The sequence below is a fragment of the Acinetobacter sp. D009 genome, assembly GCF_038562025.1.
Lineage (GTDB): Bacteria > Pseudomonadota > Gammaproteobacteria > Pseudomonadales > Moraxellaceae > Acinetobacter > Acinetobacter pittii.
In genome coordinates this window covers 868,675-880,545 of record NZ_CP151886.1, presented here as the reverse complement: position 1 = coordinate 880,545, position 11,871 = coordinate 868,675, and the positions used below count along the sequence as shown (strand labels likewise).

Sequence of the window (11,871 nt, the reverse complement as noted above, 5' to 3'; positions counted from 1 at the left end):
TTAATTAGAATAATTTCCAGTATAAGTTTACAAATTTTTAGATCATATTTTATGTACTAAACTTCAATTTCCACTTTTAGATATTTCATTTTCGAAGTCTTATTTCTCTCTACTGATCTTTAAATAAGAGCTCTGAGAGTTAAAAGATAATTTAAATAAAAAACTGGCTCAATAAAAAAGCTAAGCCCCGATTACCGAGACTTAGCTTTGAAAAAATAACTTTTAAATTAAAAAATTATTTATTTGATGTCTGCAAATTCAGAAACAGGCTTGTTCACTTCAACTTTTGTGCCACCGAATTTTTCGCTCACAAACTTTTGAACTTTAGGTAAGTGGTAAAGTTCACCAAGTTTTGTATAGATCGGGTCGTTTTTGTTCGCTTCAGCAACACCTAACAAATTCACATAAAGCTTCGTAGACTGATCAATAGGCTCACGGAAGATAGAATCTTTCATTACATTGAGGCCACCCTCAAGTGCTAATGTATTACCCAACACAATCGCGTCTACATCGTTTTTAACACGAACTGCTGTAGTCATTTGAATTGGTTTTAATTGCAAGTTTTTAGGGTTTTCAACGACGTCATTGGTCGTCCCTTTTACAGGGTCAAAGTCTGGTTTGAGTTTAATCAGTTTAGCAGACTGTAATAATGTTAAAGCGCGCGCTTCGTTAGCAGTATCGTTTGGAATCGCGATAGTCGCGCCTTGTGGGAATTCTTCAACAGATTTAACTTTATTTGCATAAATACCCATTGGCTCTAGATAAGTTGTCGCAACAGCAGCAACTTTAGCTGTATTTGAAGAGTTATAAGCTGCCAAATAGTTAAATGACTGGAACGCATTTACGTCTTGTTCGCCACTTGCTACAGATGTATTCAATACAACATAGTCAGTCAGGTTAGTCACTTCGAGTTTAATGCCCGCTTGAGCAGTTTCAGGAAGCGTTGCAACGTATTTCCATACGTCAGTGTCTGAACCTGTTGAAACCAATTTAATAGTTCGAACTGACTCAGTTTTATCTTTAGCTGATGCTGTATTTTCAGTTTTTGCAGGTTCTTTATTACATGCAGTCAGTGTTAGAACAGATGCGCTGAACAGAACACTAAATAATTTTTTCATAGATACATCCTAAAATAGGAAACGCCTATCTTACAAAAGAGTCAGGCATTGCCAACCAATGGGTCAAAATACAATTTTGGGGCGGAAATAATTTCCAGATATCGGGTTTAGAAAACTGAATTCAGCATCATTCCTTCCTTGAACTTGCTCGCTGAACAATAGAATTATGTTTTGAAACAGTTTCTAAATATTGGCTCATCATATATCAATAAATGAATATTCTACAAATAACTTGTTCGATTCTGTTATATAGAAGCTTAATTGATAAGATGTTGAAAATAAAAAATATATTATATAAATATAATAATTTTGATTAAAATATATACTTGTTTGATTTATATGAAATTTTCAGGATTTATTAGCAGTATTTAAGCTAAATCTTACTGTAATGTAGACATTAGGCATAAAAAAAAGCCCTTGTCATTAACAAGGGCTTTTTAAGAATCTGGCGGAAGCGGTGAGATTCGAACTCACGGAGGACTCACACCCTCGTCGGTTTTCAAGACCGGTGCATTAAACCGCTCTGCCACGCTTCCAACGAGCGCTATAATATAAATAAAAATTGAAGTTGGCAAATCTTTTATTTAATTTTTAATTCAACCGCTCAAAATAAACACAAATCTATTTAAATTTCTGAGTTTTCTGTCTTTTCATAGCGAATTGTATTGATATACCACAGCTTTTTTCCTGATGGCGTGTGTACTTCAATCTCATCATCGACTTCTTTGCCGAGCAATGCGCGAGCCATAGGTGACTCAATCGAGATATGTTGAGGGTGATGATCATAAATTTCATCAATTCCCACAATACGTAAAGTTTTTTGCTCACCTTCTTCGTTTTCAATCTCGACCCAAGCACCAAAGTAAACTTTGCCGTCTTGCTCAGGTGAGTAATCAACGATTTTTAATTCTTCTAAGCGTTTTCCTAAATAACGTACACGTCGATCAATTTTTCTGAGGAGCTGCTTATTATATTGATAATCCGCGTTTTCACTGCGGTCACCTAAGCTTGCAGCCCAGTTTACTTTTTTGGTAATTTCCGGTCGTTCTTCATGCCAAAGTTGTTTTAATTCAGCAACTAATTTGTCATGCCCTGACCGAGTGATTAAGTTAGATTTCATGATAAAAAACCACTGTTCAACAACATATCGCTTACAAGATGTAGCATTTTATACCCTATTTTCTCACATCAGAAGTGTATAAATTTTCTTCCTTAAGAAATTCATGTGTTTATGATGATATATCGAAGTTTTAATTGTACAAAATTTGACATTACTTTTTTTCAATATTATGATGCGCGCAGTTTAAATGTTGAGCATTTTTTAACCCACTCGAAAACTATGTAGATTTTCTACACAGTTTGTTTTTTCATTTCATGTCATTTTGAATGACGTCATGACTGCCCACCCCTTATTGAATTTATCAACTTTTAGAAGTTATGGCAGCTTTTTGTCTGACTTTTAGGGCATAAATTATCTGTAGCGGAGACAACATGCACAGTAATTCAAGTTCTGGGTCGAGGCTTTGCCTTAACTCTTTATTTTCTTCTCTCCCGTTAAAAGCTCTTGCACTCAGTACTATACTTCTCCCATTTCATAGTCTTAATGCAGGAAAAACCCTACAGTACAATACTGTAGTTAACACAAACACTTTAACTGTTGTTGCGGTAGAAAGTCCGACAACCGTTTTCAAAGAGGATCAGTTTTTACACGGTTTTGGTTACGACTTAGCACGTAACTATGCACAGAACCTAAATGTAAAGCTGGACTTTAAAATCGTGGCAGACAATGCCACTGCACTTAGATGGGTTCAGCAAGGTAAAGCAAACTTTGCGATGACTACAGCAGGTTTAAGCACAATCGAAAACAAAGGTTTAATGTCGTTTTCTGCAAGTTGTGGTGACACAGCAAATTTGCAAAAAAATGGCTTAAATCCTGAGTTGAGTTGGGTATTTAAACAGGCTGATGACCCACTCACACAGACCGCCAGCGGCTTTGTATGCCAAAGTAAGCAAAATGGTGTGACTGAGCAGCTTGCCTCTTTTTATAACCGCAATGTTGTGAAACCAGAAGCATGGTCAACCATTCAACGTGACTTAAGCACACGTTTACCGATTTACAAAGCGAGCTTTAAGCAAAGCGCAGCGAAGTATGATCTAGATTGGCATTTACTTGCTGCAATTGGTTATCAAGAATCATATTTAAAGCCAGAATCTGTTTCTCCCACAGGTGTTCGCGGCTTAATGATGTTAACCAATAGCACTGCTCGAGCAATGGGTGTAAGCAATCGTAGCGATCCTGCTCAGAGTATTCAGGGCGGCGCGAAGTATTACGATCTGATGCTAACTGAATTTGATAATATTCCGTTCCCTGATCGGAACTGGTATGCGCTTGTGGCCTATAACATGGGACCGGGTGCGGTAAGTCAGATTCAAAAGCGCTTGCAGTCTCAAGGGAAAGATCCGAACAAATGGGTCAATCTCTATGACTATTTGCAAAGTAATAAAACGCGAAATGGTCGATATAAGCAAGCAGTTCAATATGTCACTCGTATCCGTGCTTATCTTGAACATATCAAAACGGCGCAAACACGAATCAATATCTAATTTTTATTTTTAAAAGTTGATAAATTCATTGTTTGTACATATAAAAAGCTTACCTCTTTGGGTAAGCTTTTTATATGAATTCTTTTAAGTTTAAGCAGTATGCTCTAATACTTTCTTAAACAAATCTTTTTGTTCTTGGCTTGGCTTAGCTGTTTGTAAAGCCATTAATTGAGACATGTCGCCTTGAACTTTAATTTTACCAGTCATGAATGCCTGCATAGCAGCAGCCATATCAAACTCTAAGAACACTTTACGTAAAGTCTCAGCATCCATATTTAAAGTTGTTTTGGCATTTGAAGACAAACCTTTTTGGATTTTACCCCCATCTAAAGCTAATTCGGTATTTCCAGAAGCATCTGTAACTACTAAATTAATTGCCAAGTTCGCAAGAGCGGGCGGCAAATTAAGATCACCTGCTTCAGCAGTTAATTTTTCGACAGTCGCAAACCAATCTTCAGTTAAAAATGCAGGCATGATTCTTCCTCAAATTTATTTGTTCAATTTCTCTGGTTGTCTATCCAGACAACATCATGTGAAGCAATTCTGCTTGTGGCTTGTTATAGCATGTAATTTAAATTTTGGGCTATGACTTTTTGTACGGAACATTCATTTTTTAGTATTTTGATACATTAAAGGCACTTGTTTATAAAGTGCCTTTAACATTTTTTATGCTAGCGTTTATTCAGCAGCAAAGCTTAAGTTCACGACATCTAAACGGTTCTTAAGCTCTTCCGGATCTTTAATATCCAACTCGCGCTGAGAATCTAGGGCCTCGAAGTCAAACAATTCGCGGTCTGCTAACTGAGACGGAGATACGTTTTGTAATGCCCCGAAAATGCTGTGTAAGCGCTTCGGATATTGTTTATCCCATTCACGTAGCATTTCATTAAGCATGGCACGCTGTAGGTTTTCCTGCGAACCACAAAGATTACATGGAATGATTGGGAACTGACGAATCTCGGCATATTTAATAATGTCTTTTTCTTCAACATATGCCAAAGGACGAATCAAAATGTTCTTTTTATCTGACGATAAAAGCTTTGGAGGCATCGCCTTTAAGCTACCGCCATGGAACAAATTCAAGAAGAACGTTGCAATGATGTCATCACGATGATGACCTAAAGCAACTTTAGTCGCACCAATCTCTTGTGCAAATCCATATAAAGAACCACGGCGTAAACGTGAACACACTGCACAGTAGGTTTTACCTTCAGGTGTTAAGCGTTTAGTAATGGTATAGGTGTCTTTTTCTAAAATGTAATATGGAATGTTGTTCTCTTCCATATAACGAGGCAAAACATCTTCAGGAAAGCCTGGTTGTTTTTGGTCGAGGTTAACCGCAACCACCTCAAAATTGATTGGTGCAATACGCTTAAACTGCAACAAAATATCGAGCAAGGTATAACTGTCTTTACCACCAGACACACACACCATGACCTTATCGCCATCTTCAATCATATTGAAGTCACGAATAGCATGCCCAACTTGACGGCGAAGCTTCTTGAGCAAACGGTAATAGGCCGAGCTTGTTGGAAGTTCAGGCTTAAAATTAAATCCCTGATTGGACTCAACTGGCGCGTACATAGACGAGATATACCCATAAATAAAAATACCGCGCAATTTTATATGATTCAGAAGAGAATCGCATCAAAAGAATAGTTTCAATTCTTGAAGTCGTCACATTGCTCGTGCATGATGCAAAACACATGCTCTATTTTGACTGAAGCGTTCAAAATTTGTGCAAAATGCTTACTTTTTGGACTTTTCCACAGTTTTCCACAAAACCTGTGGATAAAATTGTGGATTTCTTCGTACTTGACAAACTGTTTTGGCCTTCTGTTAAGGGTTTTCTTTAAATTGATCATTTTTTAACCAATGTTTTTTATTATTAACAATCAACAAGTTAACCATGTCAATAGAATCATTTTAAAAAAATTTTTTAATTTTTTTTGATGAGCATTCGAACAAATCAGCTTGATTTTTTGAAAGAGTCGAAATAAAAAAAATTACACAAATCTTCTTTAAGTAATATTTTTTGATAAACTCTTTTCCAAGTTTTGAGTACCTAAAAATTGTGAATAACATAAAATGAAAAATTCGGTTCAATTTCTTGTTTCTTGTTTGCTGGGGATGACCACTTTTACGGTCGGTACAACTTCGAGTTCAGCGGGTCAAATGTATATTTACCAAGATAAAAACGGTAGTACATTACTCACCAACCGAAAAAGCTATGACCACTCTCTTAAAAAAGTAAAAGTGACCTATTATCCTGATAGTAATATTCACAGTTATACAAACTGGGGAGCATCAGAAGCTTCTGTTCTGCCAAGCTACAATAAAAATAAGAATGCTTTCGACCACATTATTAGACAAGCTGCACAACAACATGGTGTTTCAGAAGGTTTAATTAAAGCCGTTATGCACACCGAGTCAGGATTTAACGTAAGAGCTCGTTCGCCAGTAGGTGCTCAAGGCTTAATGCAGTTAATGCCTGCGACTGCACGTCGTTTTAATGTCTCTAACGCCTATGACCCGCAACAAAATATTTTTGCAGGCGCTAAATATTTAAGCTGGTTACTCAAGCGTTTTAATGGAAACACACAAATGGCGCTTGCGGCTTACAATGCCGGTGAAGGTAATGTCGACAAATATGGCGGTATTCCCCCTTTTCGTGAAACACAAGATTATGTGCGCCGTGTAACAAGTCGATACCAAAACCTATATGCATCGGGTTCAGGTTTTTCATCTTTTACTAATGCTTCAGTACAAACCGTTTCACATCCTTCTAATTTGGCAGAAAACACAACAGCTCAAATTACGACTCAATCACCTAAATATTCATCTTCTCGTCAAATCGTGACTTTATCTGACGGTACCTATACCGATGCACCAACAGGCACTTATGTCACCAATAATGCCACCGCAATTGCCCATATACGAATTGAATAAACAGTAAAGAAGAACGGCGGCTCGCAGTTCTATTTAGGTAAGTTCAGATGTTTTAAATTGTAATGATCTATTACCTGATCTTTACCATTTTGACGAATTTAGCCAATTATTCTTTAAATTTAGGCACATTCTGCTAAATGAAAGAATGTATCAATTCCTTATTTTTTTCTTGAATTTTTCCCCCAAGCCCCGCATATTAGCTTCATGATTTCGAATTTGTAAATCAGATAACATTTTATTTATAAGAGGATTTTCTCAATGATGCGGATTGGTTTGTTTTTGCTTACCAACCTCGCGGTACTGGTTGTAGCTGGCATTATTTTGTCACTCTTCGGTGTCGGTAGTTACCATGGCGCGGGTGGCTTGAATCTAGGCAACCTTTTAGTGATCTGTTTTGTGTTTGGTATGGTGGGATCTTTAATCTCGTTATTCATGTCAAAATGGATGGCTAAGAAAACGACCGGTACAGAACTGATCGACCCGAATGCTCCTCGTAACCAAGCTGAAAGCTGGTTATTGCAAACAGTCGCTGAACTTTCTCAACGTGCTGGTATCAACATGCCAGAGGTTGGTATTTTTCCATCATATCAATCCAATGCCTTTGCAACAGGCTGGAACAAAAATGATGCCTTAGTTGCCGTTTCATCTGGTCTACTTGAACGTATGAACAAAGATGAGCTACGTGCTGTGCTTGCGCACGAGATTGGTCACGTTGCGAATGGTGACATGGTTACCCTAGCGCTCATCCAAGGTGTTGTGAACGCCTTTGTTATGTTCTTTGCTCGTGTAGTTGGTGACTTTATCGACCGTAATGTCTTTGGTCGTCAAGACGATGAAGCCCCGGGTATGGGTTACTTCATTATTACCATGGTATTGGATATCGTCTTTGGTATTCTCGCTTCTGCCATTGTGATGTGGTTCTCTCGTTATCGTGAATACCGTGCTGATGAAGCAGGTGCACGTTTAGCAGGTAAACAAGCAATGATTTCTGCATTATTACGTCTCCAAGCTGAGACGGAAATGCCAGATCAAATGCCAAAAGAAATGAAAGCCTTCGCAATTGCGGAAGGTAAAGAACAAGGTTTCAGCTTAGCTGCTTTGTTCCAAACCCACCCAACAATTGAACAGCGTGTGGCAGCTTTACATCAATTAGATTGCCCATAAAACATTTAATGTAAAAATAAAGCCTCCAAATGGAGGCTTTATTTTTACATTAAATGGTTTGATAGAAACTCCAAAGATAGCTTGCGCCCCACCAAACAGCTAATCCAATTAAAAGCAGTACAAGCGCACCTACTAAATCGGGAATATGCAACCATAACCAACTGACAACAGGATTTCGCCAGAAAGCTGAGTTCTGCTGCTTCTTTTCGAGCTTTTCATGTAAGTATGGATGAACGACATGAATATCACTCTGAATCGCATATTCTTCGCGTATATGCGTATGAACTACATCTAGTGCTTTTCGACTGGGTCTTATAAAAATATCAAAAATAGTCCCAGCCACAGGAACAAAGCCTACTACAGCATCTACAACAGCGAGTTTGATGACTGGAGTCAACTTATGTTGAGGCACACCAATTTGTTTAGCTTTATAGATGGCATAACAGGTCAATGCAAAACCAGCGACATCACCGGCAAACGGAATAGTACTCAGTGCAGCATCGGCACCAATGCCCTGCTTTGTAAAAGGAATGCGAACCGCACTGTCCATCATGGTTGCAAACTTGGCCAGATCTCGTTCTAGTGCGATGACCTGTTGCTCTGTTAATTTTTTTTCTTGAGGCATTTAAATCAAATATATGAAGAGTAGTTAATCTTAATATACTTGATTTAATACCTGTTTTTAAATTATTTACTTAACGAGTAGCTTTCGATCTAAACAAGGAACGCAGCAACACGTACATGACTGGAATAAAGAAAAGAACCAGTACTGTACCAAACATTACGCCACCTAAAATACTAATACCGATTTCTTGACGGCTTACAGCCCCTGCCCCTTGCGCAAAGACAAGAGGAATCACACCTGCACCAAAAGCCAAAGAAGTCATTAAAATCGGTCTTAAACGTAAGCTCGCGCCTTCTAAAGCTGCTTCAATTGCATTCTTCCCTTTTTCTTGAGCCAAGGCGGCGAACTCAACAATTAAAATTGCATTTTTACAAGACAATCCAATTGTGGTTAACAGTGCAATTTGGAAATACACATCATTTGGGAGGCCAAAAATATAAGAGAAAATGACACTTCCTCCGACCCCTAGCGGAATAGAGGTCATCACGGCTGCAGGAATGCTTAAGCTTTCATAGAGTGCGGCTAAACATAGGAAAATAAAGCCTGCCGAAATTAAATATAACCAGACGGCCTGATTTGTCGACTTCTGTTCTTCAAAAGATAAACCTGTCCATGCCAAGCCAACATCCTTTTGCTGATTTACGAGTTGTTCAATATCTTTCATTGCCTGACCTGAACTGCTGCCACTTGCAACATCTGCTTGAAGCTGTAAGGCACTATACCCCATATAACGTTTTACAATTTCAGGAGCACCGCCCCAACTGAAGTTAGCAAATGAGCTAAAAGGTACCATTTCATTTTGGTTATTACGTACAGACCAATTATATAAATCTTCCGGTTTTGATCTGAACTGGGCATCACCTTGGATCATGACACGCTTGATACGACCACGGTCAATAAAGTCATTCACATACGTTCCACCCCACGCACTCGACAAAGTGTTGTTAATCGCAGGAAGCTCTAATCCATTTGCTAATGCTTGTTTCTGGTCAATTTTGATATTGAGGTTTGCTTTACTGTTAGTAGATTGCTTATCAAAGTTTTCAAAACTTGAATAGTTTTTGCTCTGTGTTTGCAACTGGCGGAAGGTGTTATCTAGAAAATCTTGCCCTTGACCATTTAAATCTTGAATCCATAAATCCAGACCATCTGTTTGACCCAAACCATTGACCGAAGCAGGTAATGTCACATTAATTTGTGCATTCCTAAATTGACTAAAATATTTCATCGCACGCTTTTGTATAGCGTCAGCTGAATTTTCTTTTCCAGTACGCACATCCCAAGGTTTTAAGGCAATAAAGCCTTGAGCCAAGTTTTGGCCTGTACCAGAATAATTTCGGCCATAGCGGATCAAAACCAAATCCACATTCTTATCTTCTTGAGTTAAGAAATATTGGCGGACTTGTTCTCCAATTTTTTGACTTTGTGAGATCGGGGCACTATCAACAAGCTTAATTTGAACACTTAAAATGCCTTGGTCTTCTTTAGGAATAAATCCACTTTTTAAACCACTATAGAACAGTGCAAAAACAGCAATCAAAGCCACAAAAATCACGATAACCGATTTACTGTATCGAATGCTTGTCTGGACGATTTTTATATATTGATTTTTAAGTTGATCAATTTTTTTGTTAAACCAAATTGCCCAGCGCATAGGCTCTGGATTCGGTTTTAAAATTAAGGCACATAAAGCGGGTGTTAATACTAATGCTACCACGAGTGATAACGCCATAGCGGCAACTAAAGTAATGGAAAACTGACGGTAAATCACGCCAATTGAACCACCTAAAAACGACATTGGAATAAAAACAGCAGTTAAAACCAATGTAATTCCGACTAAGGCACCACTAATTTCTCCCATCGACTCAATGGCTGCTTCTTTCGGCGTTAAATGCTGTTCATGCATGAGCCGTTCAACATTCTCAACGACCACAATCGCATCATCTACTAGCAAACCAATGGCGAGCACCAATGCAAACAGCGTCAAGGTGTTAATACTAAAACCGAGCACATATAAAACAGCAAAAGTTCCTAAAATAACAACAGGAACGGTAATACTCGGAATGAGTGTAGCGCGCCAGCTTTGCAAGAATAGGAACATCACCAAAATAACTAAAATAATGGCTTCAATAAGCGTCTTTACAACTTCTTTAATAGACTCTTGAACAAACGGCGTATTATCTCGTGGATAAACAATTTTATAGCCAGCAGGTAGCTTGGTTGTAAGCTGATCTAGAGTTTGATGGATGAGTTTAGAGGTCTGAATCGCGTTTGCACCAGAAGATAGTGAAATGCCTAAACCAGCGGCCGGATAGCCATTAATAGTGTTAAAAGACTGATAATTTTCTGCACCCAACTCGACTCTAGCAATATCTTTTAAGTAGACATAGCTCGCTGTTTGATTTGCTTTCACTACAATATTTTTAAAATCTTCGACTGTTTTTAGTCGAGATCCTGCGGTGACTTTCGTATTTAAATATTGTCCATCAATGACAGGTAAATCACCGATTGCACCTGCGGCAACTTGTGTATTTTGAGCAGTGATTGCATTCGCTACATCACTTGGCATTAAATTATATTGTTTTAATTTCTCTGGATTTAGCCAAATTCGCATCGCATATTGCGAACCGAAAACATCAGACTCACCCACCCCTTCAATACGGTTCAGGTCATCTACCACATGCGTAGTTAAATAGTCCGATAGCTCAATATTGCCCGATTTACCAGTTGAGTCATATAAGCCTACCACCATAAAAGTATCGCCGAGTGACTTACTCACGGTCACCCCTTGGCGTTGTACTTCATCGGGTAAACGTCTTATGACCCCACTAATACTATTTTGTACTTGGACCTGTGCTGTATCTGGATTTGTTCCATTATCAAAACTAATGGTAATTCGGCTACGTCCTGATGAATCACTGGTAGAGCTGAAATAAAGTAAATTATCAATACCTTGTATTTGTTGTTCTAAAATCTGAGTAACACTTTGCTCAACCGTTTGTGCATCCGCACCACTATAACTTGCCGAGACTGTAATTTTAGGAGGGGCAATATCAGGATAGCGCTCTACGGGTAAATTCAGCACCGAGAAAATACCAAATGCCATAACAATAATTGCGAGTACACTGGCAAAAATGGGACGCTGAATAAAAAATTTAGATAGCATGGCTGCTCAGAATTAGGTCGTCAATTAACAAATGGCAATACCAAATTTGCCCTCTTGATCATCAACGAGCGATATAAAAAAGACAAGTAGAATTAACACAATAAATGCAATTAGAACAAAAACAAAGCAAGAACTGGCATTTCCTACAAACCCATAAACAAGGTTTTAACAAGTGTCACTGAAAATTCATGAATTCTTCATGATCACGTCAAGTTCAATCATCAGACTAAATACGTTTCAACTAA

At 38.2% G+C, this 11,871-nt stretch carries 9 protein-coding genes and 1 tRNA gene; 3 read left to right on the top strand and 7 right to left on the bottom strand.

Going from position 1 to position 11,871, the window contains the following annotated elements; genetic code table 11:
- Positions 1-239: 239 nt before the first annotated feature.
- The 3 genes from AAC388_RS04145 to greB form a co-directional block, all read right to left on the bottom strand.
- The gene (locus tag AAC388_RS04145; RefSeq protein ID WP_002118503.1) at positions 240-1,118 is read right to left on the bottom strand and encodes a MetQ/NlpA family ABC transporter substrate-binding protein; all 879 of its coding nucleotides are present in this window, start codon (positions 1,116-1,118) and stop codon (positions 240-242) included.
- Between the two features lie 446 nt (positions 1,119-1,564).
- Positions 1,565-1,654, bottom strand: a tRNA-Ser gene (locus AAC388_RS04140).
- Positions 1,655-1,743: 89 nt separating this feature from the next.
- Positions 1,744-2,238, bottom strand: a complete 495-nt coding sequence (gene greB / locus AAC388_RS04135) for a transcription elongation factor GreB (RefSeq protein ID WP_002118865.1) — start codon at positions 2,236-2,238, stop codon at positions 1,744-1,746.
- Positions 2,239-2,609: 371 nt separating this feature from the next.
- Between greB and AAC388_RS04130 the strand changes: the two genes are divergently transcribed.
- A complete protein-coding gene (locus tag AAC388_RS04130; protein WP_342371231.1) occupies positions 2,610-3,722 on the top strand; it encodes a transglycosylase SLT domain-containing protein in 1,113 nt (370 codons plus the stop codon).
- A gap of 90 nt (positions 3,723-3,812) precedes the next feature.
- On the opposite strand, the gene AAC388_RS04125 is transcribed toward AAC388_RS04130, so the two are convergent.
- On the bottom strand, positions 3,813-4,196 hold the full coding sequence (locus AAC388_RS04125; RefSeq protein ID WP_002118641.1) for an SCP2 sterol-binding domain-containing protein: 384 nt from the start codon (positions 4,194-4,196) through the stop codon (positions 3,813-3,815).
- Positions 4,197-4,400: 204 nt separating this feature from the next.
- On the bottom strand, positions 4,401-5,306 hold the full coding sequence (gene ttcA, locus AAC388_RS04120; RefSeq protein ID WP_002118895.1) for a tRNA 2-thiocytidine(32) synthetase TtcA: 906 nt from the start codon (positions 5,304-5,306) through the stop codon (positions 4,401-4,403).
- Between the two features lie 504 nt (positions 5,307-5,810).
- On the opposite strand from ttcA, the gene AAC388_RS04115 reads away from it, so the two are divergent.
- Together AAC388_RS04115 and htpX are read left to right on the top strand one after the other, a co-directional pair.
- Positions 5,811-6,671: a lytic transglycosylase domain-containing protein gene (locus AAC388_RS04115; RefSeq protein WP_032012689.1), complete on the top strand. Its 861-nt coding sequence runs from the start codon at positions 5,811-5,813 to the stop codon at positions 6,669-6,671.
- 258 nt (positions 6,672-6,929) lie between these two features.
- Entirely contained in the window at positions 6,930-7,835 is a 906-nt protein-coding gene (gene htpX, locus AAC388_RS04110) for a protease HtpX (RefSeq protein ID WP_002118851.1), read from the top strand.
- 49 nt (positions 7,836-7,884) lie between these two features.
- On the opposite strand, the gene AAC388_RS04105 is transcribed toward htpX, so the two are convergent.
- Positions 7,885-8,460: a DUF4112 domain-containing protein gene (locus tag AAC388_RS04105; RefSeq protein ID WP_342371230.1), complete on the bottom strand. Its 576-nt coding sequence runs from the start codon at positions 8,458-8,460 to the stop codon at positions 7,885-7,887.
- A gap of 70 nt (positions 8,461-8,530) precedes the next feature.
- Positions 8,531-11,626, bottom strand: a complete 3,096-nt coding sequence (locus AAC388_RS04100; protein WP_342371229.1) for a multidrug efflux RND transporter permease subunit — start codon at positions 11,624-11,626, stop codon at positions 8,531-8,533.
- Between the last annotated feature and the right edge of the window lie 245 nt (positions 11,627-11,871).